The following is a 20,995-nucleotide window of genomic DNA, read 5'->3' as shown; positions in this document are numbered from 1 at the left end:
ACTTACCTCCGGGGCCGGCCGCCCATGTTACCGGGCTCGCCCGCTGCGGGGGCTGGTCCCAGCTGCCAGAGGTCGGCGACACCGCCGGCAACGTTCAGCTTACGGGCCCGGCCGCGCCGGACCAAGTCTTCCAGCACCGGTCGCACCTTCTCGTCGACGGCGGCCGCGGGATTGTGGCTCAGCGCCACCAGGCGGATGTCGTGATCGCGAAAAAGGCCGACGATAGCCTCCTCGTCCACCATCAGAGGCGGGCGGGCCCACGAGATCGTACCCAGCGATTCGTAACGAACAGGAAAATAGCCGCCGTCGTCCGCTGGCATGTCGCCGAGCATGCGCGTGCCCGCCGGCCATTGCGACAGGACCCCGGTCAAGGATTCCATATGGCTGTGGCGGAAGCGGGCCGCGGCGAGTGTCCGCAGCTCCTCGAATGGCGTCCTGTCGAACCGCGCGTCGAGGCGCCCCGTGCCGGGGAACCAGTTGGCGGTCGTCACCACCATGAAAAGGCAGAAAGCGGTCATCGCAGCCACACCCGCGACGAAGGCGCGGGAAGGCCGCTCCGCCTCACCGGTGCCGAAAACGCCCACCCAGGCTGCAAGATGAAGGAGGACGATCGGGACGATGAAATAGTTGCCGTCGGCCCCGTCGTTACCATAGCGATAGGCGTACAGCAGCACGTACATCGACAGTCCGAGCAGAAGGACGAACGGCAGCGCCGGCTTCAGCATCCAGCGCCATCCACGCAGCGTGATGGCCGCGACGAGCAATGGAAGCCAACCGTTGCCCATCCAGAAAAGCGCCTGGTGGATGTACGCGGCGGGTCCGAAGAGCGAGTCGAGGAGGCCATCGGGGAACGGGGTACGGAAGATCGGCTCGTAGCGTCCGATGTCGTCGTGCAGATGCCAGCCCAACAGGCCTTGCAGATTCACCAGCACGTCGGGCGAGACGAGGGCGACACCCGCCTGCCGGAACGTGCGCAGGCAGACCAGGAAGGCAACCGCCAGGGCGAAAAGGACAGGGAGGCCGATGCGCCAGTCAGGCCTCGTGCGTCGCCTCAAGGCGATCGCCACGATGAAAAGGAAGAGGGCGGCGGCATAGGGGACCACCGTCAGGCGAGCCAGCGGTGCGAGCAGCACCGCAGCCAGTCCAATGCCGAGCCAGTGACGCTCCGCGTCTCCGTGGCGAAGACGCAGGGCCGCCAGCAATCCCAGGATGCACAACCACGCGGCGAGGATCTCTCCCTTGGGAGTGGCCGCCGACGCGGCGACAGCGGGAACGGCGCAGGCGAAGAAGGCACCGAACCAGGCGCTGAGGCCCTTCACGTCCAATTCCTCGAGCACCCGCCGTGCGGTGATCGCGAGGAGCACCCAGCAGACGAGGCTGAGACCGGTCACGAGGCTGGCGCTCCCGAGCCCCAGGAACGGTGCCTGCAGCGCCTCGGTCAGCTTCGGATAGTAGTGCACGTGGGCGACCAGCCCCTGGGAGTGGAACAGCCCGCCGTCGCCGAAGAGCACCCGGTCGGCGTTGAGGCCATACCACAGGGCGTCACTGTCGACCGCCACGGCCGCTTTCGCGGCGAGCATGAGTACCGTCGTCACGACGAGCGCGACGAAGAAGGCGTCGGCACGCGCGGCGGGAGGTCGCGGCAACGGCATATGTTTCCGCCAACGCCAGAACGCGATGGCGACGGAGCCGCCGAGCAGGAAGACTGCCAGCATCCGCAGGGCCGGCAGGCCGCCCGCGCCAGCCAAGGATGCGATCCAGATCGCCGCCGACCAGAGAACCAGGCCCAGTAAGGTGTTACGCAGCAGGGCGTCGAGCCTGGGCACACGCGGCATGCGGAGGACGGCGGCCGCGCACCATCCCAGTCCGGCAAGGCCGGCAAGATACGCCGCGAGCAGCAGCACCGTGATGTCCACTCCGTGCCGCCGCGCGTAGACCTCGGCGCAGAGCACCGCCAGCACGATCCCGCCCCTGCGCAGGCGGAGGCTTCCGTACACGGTGCCCAGCAAAAGCAGGCACTCGGCGATGCTCTTCCACGCCAGTGAGCGCGACAACTGGCGAACGAACGGACCGCTACCTTCGAAAAGCGCATGCCACGGCAGCCATATGCAGACCGCCACCATGACCAACCAGCCGAGCCATCCCAGGCGAATGCGCATGCTCAAAGATTCTGATAATTCGGCCCGGACCCGCCTTCCGGCGTCACCCAGGTAATGATCTGGTACGGATCCTTGATATCGCACGTCTTGCAGTGCACGCAGTTCGCCGCGTTGATCTGTAGCCGGCGCCCTGCCTCGTCCTGCACGATCTCATAGACCCCCGCCGGGCAGAAGCGCTGGCAGGGGTTTCCGTATTCCGTGGTGCAGCGGTCGATGCAGATGCTCGTGTCGGCCACCTTCAGGTGTACCGGCTGGTCTTCGTCGTGCTCGGTCGCGGCGAAGTAGACACTGGCGAGGCGGTCGCGCGGCGCGAGGGCGCGGTCCACGTAGTCCTTCGTGGGTGCCTCGTAGCGGTCGAGCTTCTCCAGCGCGGACCAGTCCGCATGGTTCTTCAGCGTCCACGGCGAGCGGCCGAAGGTGACGGTTTCCCATGCGGCGTTGGCCAGGCCCCGCCACAGGCCCTTGTTGAAGCCGGGGCGGATGTTGCGCACCTTCTTCAGTTCCTGCATGACCGCGGAGCCGCGCAACTTCGCATCCCACCCCGCCGGATCGAAGTTCGTCGCCATCAGGTGCTCGGCGGCGAGCATCGCGGAGGCGATGGCCTGGTGGGTGCCCTTGATCTTCGGCACGTTGACGAGACCGGCGGCATCGCCGATCAGGATCGCGCCCGGCATCTCCACCTTCGGCAGGGACTGGTAGCCGCCCTCGATGATGGCGCGCGAACCCGCGGACACGATGGTGCCGCCCTCGAGCAGGCCCTTCACGTTCGGATGGTGCTTGAACTGCTGGAACGCCTCGAACGGCGAGAAGTTCGGGTCGGGGTAGTCGAGTCCCACCACGAAGCCCACCGCCACGCGGTCCTTGTCGAGGTGGTACAGGAAGCTGCCGCCGTAGACATCGCCAGGCAGCGGCCAGCCCACCGTGTGGACCACCTTGCCCGGCGTGCCGCGGCCGGGCGGAAGCTGCCAGAGCTCCTTGAGGCCGATGCCGTAGGTCTGCGGGTCGCTGTCGGCGTCCAGGTCGAACTTCTTGATGAGCGCCTTGCTGATGTGGCCGCGGCAGCCCTCGGACAGCACGGTCACCTTCGCACGGATGTCGATGCCTTCGGTGTACCCCGGCTTGTGCGTGCCGTCGCGCGCGATGCCCATGTCGCCGATGCGCACGCCGGCGACGGCACCGTTCTCGTCGAACAGTGCCTCGGCGGCAGCGTAGCCGGGGAACACGTCCACGCCCAGCGCTTCGGCCTGCGGTGCCAGCCACGCGCAGAGCGCGCCGAGGCTCACGACGAAGTTGCCGTGGTTGTTCATCTGCGGCGGCGTGACCGGGCTCTTGATGCCTGACGTGTGATCGGTCAGGTACCAGAACTCGTCCTTCGTCACCGGCTGGCAGATCGGCGGCGGATTGTCGCGCCAGCCCGGGAGCAGGCGGTCGAGCGGCGCCGGCTCGATCACCGCCCCGGAAAGGATCTGCGCGCCGATCGTGGATGCCTTCTCGATCACGCAGACCGACACCTCGGGATTGAGCTGTTTCGTGCGGATCGCGAACGCGAGGCCGGCGGGGCCCGCCCCGACGACGACGAGGTCGTATTCCATGGTTTCGCGTTCGCTCATGGCTGGCTCACTCATCGGCTGGCTGCGGAATCAACCCTGTATTGTCCGGTTTCGCCGGTAACGGGGCAAATGGGTGTTTGAAACGTGCGCGAGGCCCCGTCAAGGGTTGCGCGATCTTCACCTGTCGCGTTCATAATCGGCCCAAGCGCAAGGAGAGTTCATGAACACAATGCCGCCGGTCGCCGATGTCGACATGCGCCGCGCCACCCTGCTGCAGATCCTGCACTGGCTTGCCATAGGACGGGTCCAGCCCCAGTCCCTTTCGGACGTGTACCAGGGCGCCATGGAGCGCCTCAACCCGCGGCTCAACGCCTATGTGGATTTCAGCGTCTCGCTGATCCAGGAGCAGGCGCTGGCCGCGGACCGCAGGCGCCGCGATGGCGTGATCGGCCGCCTGGATGGCATGCCGCTGGCCATCAAGGACAATTTCGACGTGGCCGGCGTACCCACGCGCGCCGGCATGCGTCGGCGCACGATCGTTCCTGAACAGGACGCCCACGTCGTCGCCCGGCTGCGTGCCTCGGGTGCCGTGTTGCTGGGCAAGACGAACATGGACGAAGGCGCGCTCGGCCTCGCCACGAACAATCCGTTCCATGGCGCAACGCACAATCCGCACCGCCTCGGTTACACCGCGGGCGGTTCGTCGGGTGGCGCGGCGGCGGCCGTCGCCGCCGGCCTCGCCGTGGCTGCCATCGGTTCGGATACGCTGGGCTCGGTACGCGTGCCGGCGAGCTATTGCGGCGTCTATGCGCTGAAACCCACGCACGGCGAGATCTCGGCCCGCGGGCTCGTCCCCGCGGCGCGGCGCCTCGACGCGGTGGGATTGCTGGCGCGCGGCGTGGACGATCTCACCGTCCTGCTGCAGACGCTAGCCGGCTACGACGCGGACGACGCGCGTTCGCGCCGCCGCCGCGTTGCCTTCTCGCCACCGGACTGGGAGCCCGGCAATCTCCGTGCCGGCTTCCTGCCCGACCTGGCGGCGGTGGGCGTGGAGAAGGACGTCATCGACGTATTCGAGGACGCCCTGTCGAAGCTGAAGGGTGAATTGGGCGAGCGCCGCACGGTCGATTTTTCCGATTGGGACTTCGCCCGGACCCGCCGCGCCGGCCTGCTGCTGATGGAAGCGGAGATGCTCAACACGTTCGCCGCCGAACTTGCCGACGAGGCGTATCCGGTTTCCCCCGGATTCCGCCACATGGTCGATTTCGCGAGCAGGAAATCGGCGGCCGATTACGCCGCCGCCGATCTGGTCCTCGATGCGGCCACCTTGAAGATGCGTCGCCTCTTCGCACAGGTGGACGTGCTGGTCCTCCCGACGACGCCGCAGGGCGCGTTCCCCCTGGATGGCCCGGTGCCGTCGTCGCAGGCGGATCTATGCGGCTTCGCCAGCCTTGCCGGTTGCCCGGCCGTCAGCATCCCGATGGGAACGCTGCCCAACGGCATGCCCATCGGCTTGCAGCTGGTCGGCGCCCGCGGGTCGGACCTGCGCCTTCTCGAACTCGCCGGCGTCTGTGCGTCGTCGCTCGACGCCGAACCCGCCTATCCGGTGGAGCCCGTCTGAGCGGCGACTGGTCCCGGATCGACCTTCCCGGTGCGGACGTGACCTTCGCGCCGCACTGGCTGGAGCGCGGGGAAGCCGACCGCCTGCTGGCGGATCTGCGCGATGGCTTGCCGTGGGAAGTCCATCGCATCCGGATGTTCGGCCGCCTGGTGGATTCGCCCCGGCTCAGTGCATGGATAGGCGACGAGGACGCGGCGTATCGCTATTCGGGCACGCGCTTCGTGCCGCATCCATGGACGACCGTACTGCTGGCGCTGCGCGATCGCGTGGCCGACGCCTGTGGCGTCGCGTTCAACAGCGTACTCGCGAACCTCTATCGCGACGGTACCGATCGCATGGGCTGGCATAGCGACGACGAGGCGGAGCTGGGGCCGGAGCCGCTGATAGCTTCCTTGAGCCTCGGTGCGGAACGCACGTTCCGGTTCCGCGCGAAAGCGGGAGGAGAGCCGGTGGCAGTCGAGCTGGGGCACGGCAGCCTGCTGCGCATGGCCGGCGCGACACAGCGTCTTTACAAGCACGAACTGCCGGCGAGGAAGCGCGTAAGCGGGCCACGCATCAACCTGACCTTCCGGAGGATCACGGTCTGATCGCATCCTGCAGGAGCCGCTACAGCGGCGAGGAAACCTCGCGACGGTGTCGCAAGATTGCCTTCGCCGCTGTAGCGGCTCCTGCACTTCGCAGATCAACGCGCGGGAGCGGTCTGCACCGTCCACCCCACGACCTCGGTTGTCACCTTGTCCATCGCCCGTCCGAACGCCTCCACCACCTGCGGCACTTCCTTGCCATCCACGGCCTCGTGCACCTCGAAGCGGCGGCTGCCGACGATGCGGTGCTTGTGCGTATCGGCGAGGACGGCGTCGTAGCGAACGACCACCTCCGGCTTGCCTGCGACGTATTCGGTCTGGAAGGCGCCGAGCTTGCCGCCCAGTTCGTAATCTGCCGCGAGGTCGCTGTCGTCGGTGCTGAGCGCGGACACGCGTCCGCTGTCGCGGAAGCCGTCGGCCAGCCGGTCTCGAAACAACTTCGGCATCGTGTCGGCCCAGCGGGCGCCGGCGTAGACCGTGATGGTGTTCGCCTCCGGCACCACGGCGATACGCGAGTTCTCCAGGGCGCGCGGCGCGTTCGGTGCGGCCACACGCAAGGCCCAGTTCACGGGAGCCGCCGCCCTGGGGCGCGCGCCCGGTGCCGCGGGCAACGTATAAATGCGCGGCGTCTCCGCCTTCGGCAGGATGGAGCATGCCGACAGCAGCGCGAGGAAGAGCGGGGCGGCGAGGCGGGCGCGGCTCATGGGGTGAACTCCTTGGTGTTTTCTCGGCCGAACAGGTAGCCGCTGGGATTCTCGTCGAGCCGGCGGGTGATCGAGCGCAGGGAACCGAGCGTGTCGCGCAGTTCGTGCAGGGCCGGTCCGAGCTGCCCGAGGCTGGCGGCGCCGCCGCTGATCGCATCGTTGTTGTCGTTCAGCAGGCGGTCGATCGTCGCCATGGAATGTTCCAGCGAGGCCATGGCCCGCTGCGCGCTTTCGAGCGTGGCCTTGCCCTGGCCCTCGACGAGGCCGTTCGCGTTGTGCACGAGCGCGCGGCTCTCGGCGAGGGTTTCGTTCGCCTGCCGCGTGGTCGTGGCCAGCTCCTTGATCAGCGAACGGATATCCTCGCGCTCGTCGGCGATCACGCCGGTGGTCTTCTCCAGGTGGTCGAGCGTGCGTTCGATGGCGTGCACGTTCTCTTTCGACAACAGCTGGCTGGCCCTTGCCGCGGCCTGGTTGATGTTGGTGATGAGGTCCTCGCCGTTGGACAGGATGCGCGAGAGGGGGGACGGGTCGGCGACGATCACCGGCACCTCCCCGTCGCGGCCGACGAGTAGCGCGCTGCCGGGCGAGCCGCCGGAGAGCTGGATGATGGCCACGCCCGTCACGCCGGTGAGCGCGAGCTTGGCGTGGGTGTCCTTGCGCAGCGGCGTGTCTCCCTCCACACGGATGCGGGCGAGCACGCGCCGCGGGTCTTCGGGGTCCAGGCGCAGTTGCATCACGTCGCCGAGGCGGATGCCGTTGTACTGCACCGCGCCGCCGCGGGAGAGGCCGGTGACGGCCTCGTTGAACACCACGTCGTAGTAGTTCCATTCCTGGTCGGAATGCGCCTTGGCGAGCCACACGCCGAAGCCGAGGCCAAAGAGCACGACGAGGACGGTGAACAGTCCTATGAGGATGTGATGGGCGCGCGTTTCCATGGTCTTCAGCCTCGGTGGGCGGCGAGGGTGGCCGCGCGGCCGCGCGGTCCGTTGAAATAAGCCTGCACCCACGGATCGTCCGTACGCGCCACCTCGTCGATGGGCGCGGCGGCGAGCACGCGATGCTGCGAGAGGACGGCGACGCGATCGCAGGTGGAGTACAAGGTGTCGAGGTCGTGGGTCACGAGGAACACGGTGAGGCCCAGCGCGTTGCGCAGGGTGACGATGAGGCTGTCGAACGCGGCGGCGCTGATCGGATCAAGGCCGGCGGTGGGCTCGTCGAGGAACAGGATTTCCGGGTCCAGTGCGAGCGCGCGGGCCAGCGCCGCGCGCTTGATCATGCCGCCGGACAGCTGCGAAGGCGGCTTGCGGCCGGCATCCACCGGCAGGCCCGCCAGCGCCAGTTTCACGCCTGCCAGCCGTTGCGCGTCCATGCGGGGCAGGCCGGCGTGCTCCACCAGCGGCAAGGCCACGTTCTCGGCCACCGTCAGCGAGGAGAACAGCGCGCCGCTCTGGAAGAGCACGCCGAAACGGCGCTCCACCCGGGAGCGGCGTTCGGCGGGCAGGGAAAGCAGATTCTCCCCGAACACGCGCACCTCGCCCGCGAGGGGCCGCACCAGCCCGACGATGGTCCGCAGCAGCACCGACTTGCCGGTGCCCGAGCCGCCGACGATGCCGATGATCTCGCCGCGGTAGACGTCGAGGTCCAGGTTGTCGTGGACGGTCTGGGTGCCGAAACGGTTGACCAGGCCGCGCACTTCGATGACGGTCTCGCGTTCGGTCACCAGCCCATCTCCATATAGAAGAGGGCGGCGAGCGCGTCGAGCAGGATCACCACGAAGATCGACTGCACCACCGCCGAGGTGGTGTGCTCGCCCACGGATTGCGCGCTGCCCGAGACCTTGAAGCCCTCCATGCAGCCGATCACCGCGATCATGAAAGCGAACACCGGCGCCTTCGCCATGCCGACGAGGAACTGGGTAAGCGACATGTCGGCCTGGAACATCGCGAGGAACATCGACGGCGACATCTTGAGCACCGCCATGCAGACCACCGCCCCGCCGACGATGCCGGCGATCATCGCCAGGAAGGTGAGCAGGGGCAGGGCGATCAGCAGGGCGAGCACGCGGGGCAGCACCAGCAGTTCCACCGGGTCCAGGCCCAGCGTGCGGATGGCGTCGATTTCCTCGCGCGACTTCATCGAGCCGATCTGTGCCGTGAAGGCGCTGGCCGTGCGTCCGGCCAGGAGGATGGCGGTGAGCAGCACGCCGAACTCGCGAAGGAAGGCGAAGCCGATCAGGTCCACCGTGAACAGGCTGGCACCGTAGCTCGCCAGCGCGGTGGAACCGAGGAAGGCCACCACGCAGCCGACCATGAAGGAGAGCAGCGCGAGGATCGGCACGGCGTCGAGGCCGGTCTGCTCGATGTGCGACACCAGCGAGGTCACCCGCCAGCGGTTGGGCCGCCAGGCCGTCGTCATGAATCCCTGCAGGGTGATGCCGATGAAGGCCAGGAGCTTCGCCGTCTGTTTCCAGAACGATGCCATGGCCTTGCCGATACGCTCGAGCAGGACGACGAACCCGGCGTCCCGGGGACGCTTCACGCCGGTGCAGTAGGTATCGATCGCGTCGCCCACCGTTTTCAGGAGGGCCCGCCGGGCCGGCGGCAACGCTTCGTCCTGGGCAAGGGCCTGGGTGCGCGAACTTCCCAGCAGCTCGGCGATGACGAAGGCGCCCGAGGTGTCCATCGCCCCGAGCCGCTCGATGTCGATCGCGACGGCGGCGTCGATCGAGCCGGCCAGTTCGAGAGCCCGCCGCTGCAGCGCCGGGTAATGGGGCAGCGTCCAGTCGCCGGCCAGCGCCAGCCGTGCGCCGGCCGCGTCGCGGGTCAAGGTTGCCGAGCCGGGGAGGGAAGCCGTCGCCATGGAGGGGAAGGCTAGCAGGACTCGGTGCCGCCTTGTCTTGGCCCACGTTGGCCTTCCGGGCCCCGCGGCCCGATAATGGGAGGCTGTTCCCGCCGCCCACCCCAAGCAAGGTACGCCGATGACCGACAAGACCGAACTCAACGCCACCCACCGCGAGCTGGGTGCCCGCATGGTCGATTTCGGGGGCTGGGACATGCCGATCGCCTACGGTTCGCAGATCGAGGAGCACCACGCCGTTCGCAAGGACGCCGGCATGTTCGACGTGTCGCACATGACCGTGGTGGACCTCGACGGCGCGCGCACGCGGGAGTTCCTCCGCAAGCTGGTCGCCAACAACGTCGACAAGCTCGTGAAGCCGGGCAAGGCCCTCTACACCTGCATGCTCGACGAGAACGGCGGTGTGGTCGACGACCTCATCGTCTACTTCCTCCGCGAGGACTTCTTCCGGCTGGTCGTGAACGCCGCCACGCGGGCGAAGGACCTGGCCTGGATCGCAAAGCAGGCCGCCGCCTTCGGCGTCGCCGTCCGCGAGCGCCCGGAGTTCGGCATGATCGCCGTGCAGGGCCCCAACGCACGCGAGAAGCTGATCGGCCTGCTTCCCGAGGACGTACGCGAGAAGGCGCGCAAGCTGGGCAAGTTCGCCGCCATCGAGGTCGAAGGCCCGAACGGCATGCCGCTGTTCCTGGCCCGTACCGGCTATACCGGCGAAGACGGTTTCGAGGTGGTGGTGCCCAACGCCCGCGTGGTGGAACTGTGGAACCTGCTCCACGCCGCGGGCGTGGCGCCGGCTGGGCTGGGCGCGCGCGACACGCTGCGCCTCGAGGCCGGCATGAACCTCTATGGCCAGGACATGGACGAGACGGTCACCCCATGGGAAGCCGCGCTCGCCTGGACGATCTCCCTCGACGAGGGGCGCGATTTCATCGGGCGCGCGGCGCTCGAGAAGCAGAAGGCGTCGGGTGTACCGCGGTCCATGGTCGGCCTGGTGATGGACGACAAGGGCGTGCTGCGCCATGGCCAGAAGGTGATCACGGCCGCCGGCGACGGCGAGATCCTGTCCGGCGGCTTCGCGCCCACGCTGGGTAAATCGATCGCTTTCGCGCGCGTGCCCGCCGGAGAACTGGGCGAGGTTCGCGTGGACATCCGTGGCCGCGAAGTGCCGGTGCGCGTGGTGAAGTTCCCCTTCGTCCGCGACGGCGAGCCGATGCCGGGCATCGTCGACTGACGAAGACATTTCATTCGGCGTGAAAAGGGGCGGCTCGGGCCGCCCCCTCCTTTTTGCGTCAGGGATTCTTCGCGGCGACCTTCCCGGTTTCGGTCTTGTCCACGAACGTCTTGAAGGAGCCGCCTGCGGCGACGTAGGGCCTGATGCCGATCTGCGCCCAGCCACGCGCACCGACCAGGGGGTTCTCGCGGGTGAAGTGGCTGCCGCGTTCGATCACGTAGAAGGAGTCGATGTAGTCCGCCGAGTTCTCGAACCATTTTCCGGGCAGGACCTTGATGATCTCGTTCGCGATCTTGGTGACTCCGGCAACGATGAGCGCGGGCGGTGCCGTCGGCGCGACGAGCAGCGACAGATCCCCGACCGCGCCGACGACGGTGGTGACCATCTCCTTGAAGTTGGTGTCGCCATCGTCCTCGAAGAGCTGGACGTTGACATAGTTGGCACCGAAGTTCCGCCAGGTGATCAGGTCCTGGCGCGGGTTGTACCAACGCTTGTCGTGGTCCAGCCAGGGCAGGTCGACGCTGACGATCTCGGCCTTGCCCTCGGGGCCCACGCCGGAGACGACGGCGAAGATATCGGCGTCGAGCGCCGTGATCGGCTCGCGGTCGTCGGTGAGGTAGATGTCCGTGAGGATCGTGAGGTCCTCCTGGCCGTCCGCGCCTTTGGCCGTCGCCCGCCGTGTGCCCGACTGGAAGCCTTCGCGGCGCATGGCATCGTTCATGACCCGCACGCCCGCACCCGTCGCCGCGTTGTTCTTCGACTCCACGAGGAGCATCGGCACGTCGGGTGCCGCGTCGGCCGGGTAACGATGCTCGGTGCCGGATGGATCGTAGGCCACGAGATCCTTCTGACCGGTCGCCTCGTTCTTCACGAACGTGCCGGTCCAGGTTTGGCGGATGCTTGCCGGCGGCCGGTCGCCCGGGCCCGACACGCGCAGGTCGACCAGCGCGTCGAGGGCACCGTCGAGGCCACGCAGGTGGATGGCCTGCCTGTCGAGGTCGTGGAGCGTGTCGCTGACATCCTGCCTGGCCTTCGCGTTGCCCGAGGTGTACTCGACCAGTACGTCGTTGAGCATGGCCTTGTTCTTGCTCAGCTGCCCGCGCAGTGCCTTGTCGAAGCCCGGGTCGTTGACGAGGGAGGCGACGTTTCGCGCGATCTCCCGACGGGCTTCGGCGACCGAGGCGACGTCCGCGGCCATCAGCGGGGAGGCGAAGGCGGCCGCCAGGGCGGCGCCGATCAGTGTGATCGTGAGGATCCGTTTCATGTGATGTTCCTTGATGGGGTGTGGGTACCGGGCAGGTCTCTAGGGGGGAAGGCTTGCCCTGGATGCGGGATCGAACCGAAGCCGCGTCATCAAGTTAGAAGCAGCGCCCGAGACGCGCAGCAGGCGCATGCGCATGTTCGTGTGGGGAAATCGCACGATGCCTGGCCGGCGAACCAGGTGGGCCGCCGTCCGCCCATTCGCCACGGAGGCTTCTCCATGGCGCGCTTACCGGTACAATCGGTCCATCCTTGCATCCCGTACCGAGACAACGAGGCCCGACCCATGAGCAACATCCCCGGCGATCTGAAATTTGCTAAGTCCCACGAGTGGGTCCGCGTCGAGGACGACGGCACCGCCACCGTCGGCATCTCCGATCACGCGCAGTCGTCGCTGGGCGACCTGGTCTACGTCGAACTGCCGGAAGTGGGCAGCTCGGTGCAGGCCGGCAACGGCACCGCCGTCGTCGAGTCCGTGAAGGCTGCCTCGGATATCTATGCGCCGGTTTCGGGCGAGGTGATCGCGGTGAACGAACAGCTCAACGACAAACCGGAAACGATCAACGAGGACGCTTATGGCGACGGCTGGATCTTCAAGCTGAAGATCTCCGACAAGACCGAACTCGAGAATCTGCTCTCGCCCGACGGGTACGCCGAGGTCGTCGAAAACGAAGATCACTGATCCCCTTCGGCAAGCTTCAACCGATGCCGGTCGTCCTCGACCGGCATTTTTTTTGCCCGGAGGGGGTGGGGAGGGAAATTTTTTTTGCCCCTCAGTCGAACTTCGTTCATCCCCGGATCGACCTCCTTCGGTGCCTCCCGGCCTGCGATCGAGATGTGGCGGCGCGCGTCGGCGCGCGTCGCGTTCGTTTTTTTTCGGGAACGAAAAATGCCTTTATTTATGATGTTTACTGAACCCATTCGACGGTCGCCTGTATTTTGTCGCGACACCGGAAACGGTGCGGGCTTGGTCGCGAATGCGTTCAAACATCCCTCCCGAGGTCCGTCGAATCCGTCGCTCGCTGTCCGCAAGGTCTTCAATTTAGTGCCAAAATTTATTGACAGCGGAAATGTTCAGGAATAGCTTTTGCGTCAATTGACGGGGAACCCGGAATGGAAACAGGAAAATTCATCAGGCCGTATGTGGAGCATGGTTCCAAAGCAGGGTCGGTTCGCAAGATCACAGTCTCGATTCCGCTGCATGTGCTCCGCCTGCTTTCCGATGAACGTACTCGCCGCCAGGTGAACAATTTGAGGCACGCTACGAACAGCGACCTGCTGGTCGAAGCGTTCCTCCACGCTTTTACTGGGCAACCACTGCCAACTGATGAGGAGCTGAGACGAACCATGGCCACTGCCAAGAAATCCACTGCCAAGAAATCCGCCCGCAAGGCGTCCAAGAAGTCGACCGTGAAGAAGACGGCCGCCCGCAAGTCGCCGGCCAAGAAGGCATCGACCCGCAAGGTCGCTACCCGCAAGGCCGCTACCCGCAAGTCGCCGGCGAAGAAGGCTGCCGCGAAGAAGAGCGTCCGCAAGGCTTCCACCCGTAAGGTCGCCGCCAAGAAGGCGGTGAAGAAGGCCGTCCGTAAGGCCCCCGCCAAGAAGACCGCGCGCAAGGCTTCGCCGCGCAAGGCTGCTTCGAAGAAGGTCGCCGCCGCCAAGGTGGTTCGCGCGACCAAGGCCGCCAAGGCCAAGTAAGCGTCACCTCCAATAAGAAAGTACGTTTTGCGAATTAGCTCCCCGCGGTGCCCAGCGCGGGGAGTCACTTCGAAGACTTGACCCCGGCCTTGCCGGGGTCGTTCGTTTCGGGGGCGGGAAAAGCTCCTAGGGCGGCGAACTGGATTCACGCGGCCATTACGGTTACCTTGTCGCCACATCGCGCTGCGGGGGACGGGGGGTCTTCCGCGTCAAGCCATCTGGGGGCGCGCGCCAGCGGAGTCCGTTCCGAACCGCCATGGATAACCGTCATCGCCTTTCTTCGCGCTGCCTTGAGCGTGGCGCCGTCAATCCCGTGACCCTCGCCGTCGTCGTCATCGTGGTGGCTCTCGCCATCGCGGCGTGGTTCCTGATCTTCAAGCCTTACCGCGACGCGGCCGCCGGGATGACACCCGGAACCCCATCGGCGCAGAAGGCCACCGCGTCGCGCGAGGCCCCGCCGGCCAACGTCGATGCCCTCAGCGTCGACCAGCTGCTGGCCGAGGCGCGCACCGCGATGAACGACCAGCGCCTGGTCGCGCCGGCCGGCAACAACGCCTTCGAGTTCTACATGAAGGTGTTGCAGAAGCAGCCGGGCAACCAGGTGGCCGCCGACGCCCTTCGCGAGACGTTCTCCTATGGCGCGGCCGCCACGGAGCAGACGATCAACCAGCGTGAGTTCACCGAGGCACAGCGCGAGATCGACCTGCTCGCCAAGGCGGATCCGGAAAACTACACGCTGACCATCCTGCGCTCGAAGCTCGACGCGCAGCGCAAGACCCTGGATCGCGAACAGCAGCAGGCGCTGGACGCGCAGAAGGCCCAGCAGCTCGCACAGCAGAACGCGGCGGCGGCAGCGAAGCAGCAGGCAGAGCAGGCTGCCGAGGCGCAGCGCCTGCAGGCGGCGAAGGAACAGGCGGCGCCTGCAGGCGCTGCCCAGCAGCCGGCCGCGGCAGCCGAACGTCCCGCGGCGCCCGCGGCCCGGCAGGCGGCTCCGCAGGCCGATGCGATCAGCGACGCGGTGCTCATCCGCCAGGTCAGCCCTCGCTATCCGACCGCGGCGATGCGCGCGAACCAGGAAGGCTGGGTGGACGTGGAACTCACCGTGGGCACCGACGGCACGGTGGGGAACGTGACGGTGGTCGATTCGCAGCCCAAGCATGTCTTCGACCGCTCCGCGATCGACGCCGTCAGCCGTTGGGAATACAAGCCGGCCACGCGCAACGGCGAACCCATGGCGGTGACCCTGCGGCGACGGTTGCAGTTCAACCTCGGCAGGTAAGACGACAACGGCCCCGCAAGGGGCCGTTTCTTTTCCAGTGCTGCGCGAGGCACTGTGGGAGCCGGCTATGCCGGCGATCCCGCGGCAGCGGGCAATCTTCCGCGGGCACCCATCGCCGCTGAAGCGGCTCCCAGAGGTGAGGCCGGTCAGGGTTTCTTCGTTTTCTTCGAGGCGGTCTTCTTCTGGGTCGCCGCCTTGCCCTTGGCCTTCTTCATGGGAGCGGACTTCGCCTTCGCCACCGGCGCGGAGCGCGCCGACCCGTCCACCCCCGCCCAGTCGACATGCGGCAGGCCCAGGAGGCTGTCGAACACCATCGGCATCAGCCCGGCGGGCATGGGCCCGGCGGCGTTCCACATCGTCACCACGCCGGCGTGGTACTTGGGGAAGAACCCGATCATGGTGCGGTAACCCGACACCGCGCCGGCGTGGTAGATCAGGTCTTCGTTGGCGTACTTGAACACGCGCCAGCCCAGCGCGTAATGCGCATCGGTGAGGCGCGCGCGCCGCCACGGCTGCGAGCGTTCCTCCGAGGGTGTCGCCACCTCCGGCGCGTGCAGCACGTCGAGCAGGGGCGTGGGCAGCACGTCGGGGCGTCCGCCCATCTGCGCCATCAACCACTGTTCCATGTCGCGCAGGCTCGCGTTCACGCCGGCCGCGGGGGCAACGCGGTAGTAGCTGTCGTTGGGCTCGTAGGGAATCCAGTGGTGCGGACTGCCGCGGTGCGGCCGCGCCCAGCTCTTGCTCGACTCGAGGGCGTCGCGGCCGTAGCTCGCGGTGGTCATGCCCAGCGGCGTGAAGATGCGACGCTCCACCTGGCGGAAGAAATAGTCGCCGGTCTCGGCGAAGATCACGTCGCCGATCATGCTGAAGGCGACGTTCTGGTAGCCGTAGCAGGCGCCGACCTTGCACGACATGTCGACTTCGTCGAGTTTGCGCACCAGCTCTTCGTACGGGGCGTCGGCTTCGAGCAGGGCGTCGTACGTGTTGCGCGGCAGGCCGAGGCGCTGACCCAGGATGTCGCGCACGGTGGCCTGCTGGGCCGCCTGCATGTCCTTGAGCTTGAAGTAGGGAATGGTGTCGATCAGCCTGGTGTCCCAGCTGAGGAACCCGGCGCGCACGAGCACGGCGGTGACGCCGGTGGCGAACGCCTTCGACAGGGAGGCCAGGCGGAACACCGTCTCCGGCGTCGCGGGCTCCTTCGTCTTCGCGTTGGCGTAGCCGATGGCGCGCTCGTACACGACCTTGTCGTCGACGACGATGGCGGTGACGACGGCCGGCGCGGCATCGCGCGCCTCGATGGCGTCGAGCCAGCGCTTGTAGTTCTCGACGGTTTCCTTCACCCGTGCGGCGGGCAGCCTGGCCGCGCTCGGATCGACGTGGACGACGGGCGGTTTCTGTGGATTGTTCTGTGGGGCGACGGCGAGCGCCGGGGCAGCGGCGATGGCGCACGCGAGCGAGCAGACAAGCAGGGACGTGGAACGAAACGACATGAGCAGACGCCACGGATTGGGATGCACCGGAAACCCCCCGGTTTCAGGCATTGTCTTTTACTTCCCGCCTCGCGACAACGGAGGCGTCTTGACGACCCTGAACGGAATGCGACGCCATGCTAGGCTTCGCACGCCGCCCCCACCGGACATCCGGCCATCGTGAACCTGCGATCGAACGCTGCCCGCAGCCGGGGAACGACCCTCGCGCTGTCCGTCATCTCCTTTTTCCTGATATTGACCTCCTATTACGTCCTGCGGCCCGTGCGCGACCAGCTCGTCGGCGCCGCCGGATCGTCGTCGCTGCCGATGTTCTACGCCATCGTCTTCGTGGTGATGCTGGCGCTGACCCCGGTGTTCGGTTGGTTGGTGGCGCGCTTCCCGCGCAGGAAGGTGCTCACGGGCAGCTACCTTTCCTTCGTCGTCTGCCTGGTCGCGTTCGTGCCGGCCTTCGTGGCGCAGGACCGGATCGGGGCGGTCGCCCTCGGGCGGGTGTTCTTCGTCTGGGTGAGCGTCTTCAACCTGTTCGTGGTGTCGCTCTTCTGGAGCTTCATGGCGGACGTGTACCGCAGCGCGCAGGCCCGGCTCGTGTTCCCCTTCATCGCCTTCGGCGGCATGGCGGGCGCGCTGGTCGGCCCGTTGCTCACCCGGTTGCTCGTCGTGCGTCTCGGCGTGCCGGCGATGCTCGTGGTGTCGGCGATCGCCCTGTTGCTGGCGCTCGGCGCTCTGCTGGCGTTGTTCACGCAGGAGGACGCAAGGGATGGCGGTGGCGCCGCTCCCTTGGGCGGTTCGATCGTCGAGGGCGCGAAGGCGGCATTCGCGCAGCCGTTCCTGCGCTACATGACCCTGCTGATGCTGCTGAGCGACGGCATCGCTACCATGGCGTATGCACTGATGGCCGATTACACGAAGACCCATTTCGTGGACAACGCCGCGCGCACCGCCTTCTATGCCAACCTCGACCTGTGGATCAACGGCCTCGGGGCGTTCCTGCAGCTGACCTTGACGCCGCTCCTGATGCGCGGCCTCGGCACCCTGTGGGCGCTGGTGCTTCCGTCGGTGGTGAACCTCGCGCTGCTGGTCTGGCTGGCGGCGCACGGACCCGGCGATGCGGTGCTGTTCGGCGTCGCGGTGCCCCTGATCGCCATCGTGCAGGTGGCCACGCGCGGCCTGACCTTCGGTATGTCCAAGCCCGCCGTCGACGCGCTGTACACGCGTATGCCGCGCGAGGCGCGCTACAAGGGCAAGAACTTCATCGAGACGGCGGTATGGCGTTTCGGCGACCTGCTGGTCACCGGTGGCCTGCAGGGCCTGCGTGCCGTCGGTGTGGGCATTGCCGGCATCGGCCTGATCTGCGCGGGGCTCGCGGCCCTCGCCATCGAGGTGGCGAGGCGCGCCGCCACGTCGCCGGATCTTGCGCCGGAATCGAAGGATGCCGCGGGCGACGATCAGCCGACGATGTAGCTCTCGAGCTGGCTGATCGTTTCCTTCTGCTCGGAGATCGTCGCTTTCACGAGGTCGCCGATCGAGACGATGCCGACGACACGCCCGCCATCGAGCACGGGCAGGTGGCGCAGGCGGTTGTCGGTGCACAGCCGCATGCATTCGTCCACAGTGGCATCGGGCGCGATCGTGACGACGCTGTCCGTCATGATCTCCGCAACCGGCGTGTCCCGCGACGTGCGATCCTTGAGGATCACCTTGCGGGCGTAATCGCGCTCGGAAATGATGCCGACCAGTTGGTCGCCGCGGATCACGGCCAGGGCGCCGACGTTCTTCTCGGCCATCTGCTCGAGGGCCTCGTAGACCGCCGCGTCGGGTGCGACCGCATAGACGGCACTGCCCTTGGCTGCAAGGAGATGCTTGACCTGCTGCATGCTCGACTCCCGGGATGGGCGCGGCCCGCCGCCGCGGTGGGATCAGTCTACTCTCGCGGCGCGGCGGTGGGGTCACGATGAGATGAAAGGCGACCGTGCAACCATTGCGCGCGGGTGAAGCGGTAAACCGGGCCGGCCCAGCGCTTGAGCGGTTTCTTGACGTTCCACGCCGCCCACTGCCGCAGCCGGGCACCGCCCCCGGCGGCGAGCGCCACCGCCGTCCCCGGCGCCGATTCGCGGAGCAGCGCGTACCGTCCCAGGATCGCGCACGAGCCGGTGTGCCATGCGCGCGTGGTGGGTTCCGAGGTGAACAGGGTGCGTATGCCCGCGGCCTCGGCGGCGCTCCGCACCGAGGGGGACATGAAGCCGCCGGGGACCGAGGCGGCGTGCACCGGCTCGCCGAGCAGCTGCTCGAGGATGTCGACGCTGCGCCGCCACTCCTCGTGCAGCGCACGGGCGTCGAGTCGGGCGATGTTCGCGGGATGCGTGTGCGAGTGGCTGCCTATCAGGTGGCCGTCCCGGCGCAGCTCGAGCAGGTCCCGCGCGCCGACGAATCCGGGCGTGCCGATGCGGCTCGTAGTGATGAAGAAACAGCCGCGGACACCCCTCCGCGACATGATCTTGCCGACGGCGGAAGCGCTCGCGCCGCCGTCGTCGAAGGTCAGCAGGCAGCCTTCGCGGCCTCCCGCCGCCACGGCGTCGGGTTCGGCGAATGCCACGCCGGCCGCGAGCAGGGCGTCCAGGTGAGCGTGGAAGTTCGCGGCATCGAGCTTGTAATGGGCCGCCGCGCTGCCGGCAAAGCCGCTCTCGTCCCAGCGGCCGCCGGACACCACGTCGTGGTACATGAGCGTGGCCAGGCTCATGGCGCCGGCTCCGCGGCGGGCCGCGCCGCCGCGACGGATCGTTTCCAGCGGAGGTAGCGAGTGAGCCAGGGCTGGCCCCACGCGCCGCTGCGCCGTCCGGTCAGATCCACGGGCCGGGCGCGCCCGCCGGCGACCTCCCGGATACGCTGAGCCAGCGCGTCGAGGTTTTCGAGGACCATGCGGTATTGCACCCGCACATGCGATTCGCGCGCCTCGTCGAAGGGGTACGTGAAATAGCCATAGATCGGCCCCGTGTCGACGCCGGCGTCGATGCGCAGCAGGGTGAGCCCCACGCGGTCGAGGTCCCGCTCCGCCAGGGCCCAGAAACAGCCGTGGGCATTCCGGTACTCCGGGCAGATGCCGGGGTGCATGACCAGGCTGCCGTGTCGCGGTATGCGGTAGATCCGGCGCGTCAGGAGCTGCTTGCTCCGGGCGATCATCACATCGGGCGCGCGGTCTTTCAGGAACGCGGCGACCTCGGGGGCGTTCGCGCTGGACACGCGAAGCTCGGGCACACCGGGTGCTTCGCCGAAACGGGTGCGGAGAGTCGCCAGGCTTTCGTCCAGCCAGGCGCGGTCGGCGGCCGCGAGCCGGAGCGTGTAGTACAGGCGCATCGCGAGCACGTCCAGGAAGCGCAACGGGCCAACGCGGCGGAACTCGCGGCGGACGCGCGCGCGCTTCTGTGTGCCGGTTTCCTCGATCAGCACGATGCCGGCGAGGTCCGAGAACGAGGCCAGCCACGCGGCGAGACCCCGGCGGTCGAAAGCGTCTTCCGCGTGGCACATCAGGACGGTGCGCATGGATCGCTGTTCCCCGGTCAGGCTGGCGGCCCCCACCGCGCGTCGACCGTAGTTTAATCCGGGGTACGGGGAGGGGCGCGATCAGCCGAACGCAATAGGCCGCCGTGGCGCGATTCGATGTAGTACAGCGGGCGGCGCTTGGATTCGGCGTAGGTCCGTCCCACGTATTCGCCGATGACGCCGAGCGCCAGCAGCTGCGCGCCCCCGAGGAAGAGGATCACCACCATCAGGGTGGGATAGCCGCGCACCGGGTCGCCCCAGACGAGGGCCTTGAGCAGGACCCAGACGCCATAGAGGAAGGCCAGGGCCGCGGCGGAAACGCCGAGCCAGGTGGCCGCGCGCAACGGCGCGGTCGAGAACGACGTGATGCCTTCCACCGCGAGATTGGTCAGCCGCCAGTAATTCCATTTCGTGGTTCCGGCGTAGCGGGCGTCGCGATAGTAGGTCACGGCCGTCTGGCGGTAGCCGATCCAGGCGAACAGTCCCTTCATGAAGCGCTGTCGTTCGCGCAGTCCGCGCAGGGCTTCCACGGCGCGGCGGGAAAGTAGCCGGAAGTCGCCGGTGTCGCGCGGCAGCGGCGTATCCGACAGCCGTTCCATGAGGCGATAGAAGGCCGCGGAGGTGATTTTCTTCGTCCGCGTTTCGCCGGCGCGCTCGGCACGCGTCGCATAGACCACGTCATGGCCGTCGAGCCAGCGCGCAATGAGTTCCGGGATGAGCTCGGGCGGGTCCTGCAGGTCCGCGTCGATGACGACGACCGCGTCCGCATCGACCGCGTCCAGTCCGGCGGTCATGGCCGCCTCCTTCCCGAAATTGCGCGAGAGGCGCAGTGCCTCCACCCGCGCGTCCTGCGCCGCGATCGCGCCGAGCATCGGCCAGGTGTCGTCGCTGCTGCCGTCGTCGATGTAGACGACTCGCGCCGATGCGTCGATGCCGTCGAGCACCGCGCCAAGGCGGGCGTGGAAGCTGCCGATCACCTGGGCCTCGTTATACGCGGGGACGACGATGGCGAGGGAGAACGACATGGGC

General features: G+C 67.6%; 20 protein-coding genes. 7 read left to right on the top strand and 13 right to left on the bottom strand.

Annotated features, from left to right (window positions below; all coding sequences use genetic code 11):
- Positions 1-2: 2 nt before the first annotated feature.
- Together HBF32_RS09845 and HBF32_RS09840 are read right to left on the bottom strand one after the other, a co-directional pair.
- Positions 3-2,159 carry a hypothetical protein gene (locus tag HBF32_RS09845; protein WP_166699456.1) on the bottom strand — a complete coding sequence of 719 codons (2,157 nt, stop codon included), beginning with the start codon at positions 2,157-2,159 and terminating at the stop codon, positions 3-5.
- Positions 2,160-2,161: 2 nt separating this feature from the next.
- The gene (locus HBF32_RS09840) at positions 2,162-3,769 is read right to left on the bottom strand and encodes an electron transfer flavoprotein-ubiquinone oxidoreductase (RefSeq protein ID WP_166699455.1); all 1,608 of its coding nucleotides are present in this window, start codon (positions 3,767-3,769) and stop codon (positions 2,162-2,164) included.
- Between the two features lie 160 nt (positions 3,770-3,929).
- Between HBF32_RS09840 and HBF32_RS09835 the strand changes: the two genes are divergently transcribed.
- Positions 3,930-5,330, top strand: coding sequence for an amidase (locus HBF32_RS09835; RefSeq protein WP_166699454.1), 1,401 nt, complete (start codon positions 3,930-3,932; stop codon positions 5,328-5,330).
- A gap of 38 nt (positions 5,331-5,368) precedes the next feature.
- Positions 5,369-5,917, top strand: coding sequence for an alpha-ketoglutarate-dependent dioxygenase AlkB family protein (locus HBF32_RS09830; protein WP_338039759.1), 549 nt, complete (start codon positions 5,369-5,371; stop codon positions 5,915-5,917).
- 95 nt (positions 5,918-6,012) lie between these two features.
- Here HBF32_RS09830 and HBF32_RS09825 read toward each other — a convergent pair whose 3' ends face one another.
- From HBF32_RS09825 to HBF32_RS09810, 4 genes are read right to left on the bottom strand one after another with little or no spacing between them, the layout of a single operon-like run.
- Positions 6,013-6,618: an ABC-type transport auxiliary lipoprotein family protein gene (locus tag HBF32_RS09825; RefSeq protein ID WP_166699453.1), complete on the bottom strand. Its 606-nt coding sequence runs from the start codon at positions 6,616-6,618 to the stop codon at positions 6,013-6,015.
- The gene (locus tag HBF32_RS09820) at positions 6,615-7,553 is read right to left on the bottom strand and encodes an MlaD family protein (protein ID WP_166699452.1); all 939 of its coding nucleotides are present in this window, start codon (positions 7,551-7,553) and stop codon (positions 6,615-6,617) included. The genes HBF32_RS09825 and HBF32_RS09820 overlap by 4 nt, the downstream gene beginning before the upstream one ends.
- 5 nt (positions 7,554-7,558) lie before the next feature.
- Entirely contained in the window at positions 7,559-8,338 is a 780-nt protein-coding gene (locus HBF32_RS09815) for an ABC transporter ATP-binding protein (protein WP_338039758.1), read from the bottom strand.
- Positions 8,335-9,477: an MlaE family ABC transporter permease gene (locus HBF32_RS09810; RefSeq protein ID WP_166699451.1), complete on the bottom strand. Its 1,143-nt coding sequence runs from the start codon at positions 9,475-9,477 to the stop codon at positions 8,335-8,337. The genes HBF32_RS09815 and HBF32_RS09810 overlap by 4 nt, the downstream gene beginning before the upstream one ends.
- A 118-nt stretch (positions 9,478-9,595) precedes the next feature.
- Here HBF32_RS09810 and gcvT point away from each other — a divergent pair, with 118 nt between their 5' ends.
- Positions 9,596-10,702 carry a glycine cleavage system aminomethyltransferase GcvT gene (gcvT, locus tag HBF32_RS09805; protein ID WP_166699450.1) on the top strand — a complete coding sequence of 369 codons (1,107 nt, stop codon included), beginning with the start codon at positions 9,596-9,598 and terminating at the stop codon, positions 10,700-10,702.
- A gap of 58 nt (positions 10,703-10,760) precedes the next feature.
- On the opposite strand, the gene HBF32_RS09800 is transcribed toward gcvT, so the two are convergent.
- Positions 10,761-11,966 (bottom strand): DUF3103 family protein, encoded by a 1,206-nt coding sequence (locus HBF32_RS09800; RefSeq protein WP_166699449.1) that lies wholly within the window; start codon positions 11,964-11,966, stop codon positions 10,761-10,763.
- 282 nt (positions 11,967-12,248) lie between these two features.
- Here HBF32_RS09800 and gcvH point away from each other — a divergent pair, with 282 nt between their 5' ends.
- Positions 12,249-12,644 (top strand): glycine cleavage system protein GcvH, encoded by a 396-nt coding sequence (gene gcvH / locus HBF32_RS09795; RefSeq protein WP_166699448.1) that lies wholly within the window; start codon positions 12,249-12,251, stop codon positions 12,642-12,644.
- Here the strand turns inward: gcvH and HBF32_RS09790 are convergent.
- Positions 12,638-12,949, bottom strand: a complete 312-nt coding sequence (locus HBF32_RS09790) for a hypothetical protein (RefSeq protein WP_166699447.1) — start codon at positions 12,947-12,949, stop codon at positions 12,638-12,640. The genes gcvH and HBF32_RS09790 overlap by 7 nt on opposite strands.
- Positions 12,950-13,075: 126 nt before the next feature.
- Between HBF32_RS09790 and metJ the strand changes: the two genes are divergently transcribed.
- The gene (gene metJ / locus HBF32_RS19480; RefSeq protein WP_166699446.1) at positions 13,076-13,660 is read left to right on the top strand and encodes a met regulon transcriptional regulator MetJ; all 585 of its coding nucleotides are present in this window, start codon (positions 13,076-13,078) and stop codon (positions 13,658-13,660) included.
- 256 nt (positions 13,661-13,916) lie between these two features.
- Positions 13,917-14,939, top strand: a complete 1,023-nt coding sequence (locus tag HBF32_RS09780) for an energy transducer TonB (RefSeq protein WP_166699445.1) — start codon at positions 13,917-13,919, stop codon at positions 14,937-14,939.
- A gap of 146 nt (positions 14,940-15,085) precedes the next feature.
- Here HBF32_RS09780 and HBF32_RS09775 read toward each other — a convergent pair whose 3' ends face one another.
- Positions 15,086-16,429: a serine hydrolase domain-containing protein gene (locus HBF32_RS09775; RefSeq protein ID WP_166699444.1), complete on the bottom strand. Its 1,344-nt coding sequence runs from the start codon at positions 16,427-16,429 to the stop codon at positions 15,086-15,088.
- Positions 16,430-16,588: 159 nt separating this feature from the next.
- On the opposite strand from HBF32_RS09775, the gene HBF32_RS09770 reads away from it, so the two are divergent.
- On the top strand, positions 16,589-17,890 hold the full coding sequence (locus tag HBF32_RS09770; protein WP_338039757.1) for an NTP/NDP exchange transporter: 1,302 nt from the start codon (positions 16,589-16,591) through the stop codon (positions 17,888-17,890).
- Here the strand turns inward: HBF32_RS09770 and HBF32_RS09765 are convergent.
- From HBF32_RS09765 to HBF32_RS09750, 4 genes are read right to left on the bottom strand one after another with little or no spacing between them, the layout of a single operon-like run.
- Positions 17,875-18,303: a CBS domain-containing protein gene (locus HBF32_RS09765; RefSeq protein ID WP_166699443.1), complete on the bottom strand. Its 429-nt coding sequence runs from the start codon at positions 18,301-18,303 to the stop codon at positions 17,875-17,877. The two genes, HBF32_RS09770 and HBF32_RS09765, sit on opposite strands and share 16 nt — an antisense overlap.
- Positions 18,304-18,350: 47 nt before the next feature.
- Complete coding sequence (locus HBF32_RS09760) at positions 18,351-19,166, bottom strand: polysaccharide deacetylase family protein (RefSeq protein WP_166699442.1); 816 nt, start codon at positions 19,164-19,166, stop codon at positions 18,351-18,353.
- Positions 19,163-19,966, bottom strand: coding sequence for a formyltransferase family protein (locus HBF32_RS09755; RefSeq protein ID WP_166699441.1), 804 nt, complete (start codon positions 19,964-19,966; stop codon positions 19,163-19,165). Before HBF32_RS09755 ends, HBF32_RS09760 begins: the two co-directional genes overlap by 4 nt.
- Before the next feature lie 53 nt (positions 19,967-20,019).
- A complete protein-coding gene (locus HBF32_RS09750) occupies positions 20,020-20,991 on the bottom strand; it encodes a glycosyltransferase family 2 protein (protein ID WP_166699440.1) in 972 nt (323 codons plus the stop codon).
- Positions 20,992-20,995: the final 4 nt, after the last annotated feature.

It is taken from the genome of Luteibacter yeojuensis, from assembly GCF_011742875.1.
Taxonomy (GTDB): Bacteria; Pseudomonadota; Gammaproteobacteria; order Xanthomonadales; family Rhodanobacteraceae; genus Luteibacter; species Luteibacter yeojuensis.
This window is presented reverse-complemented; position numbering and strand designations above follow the sequence as displayed.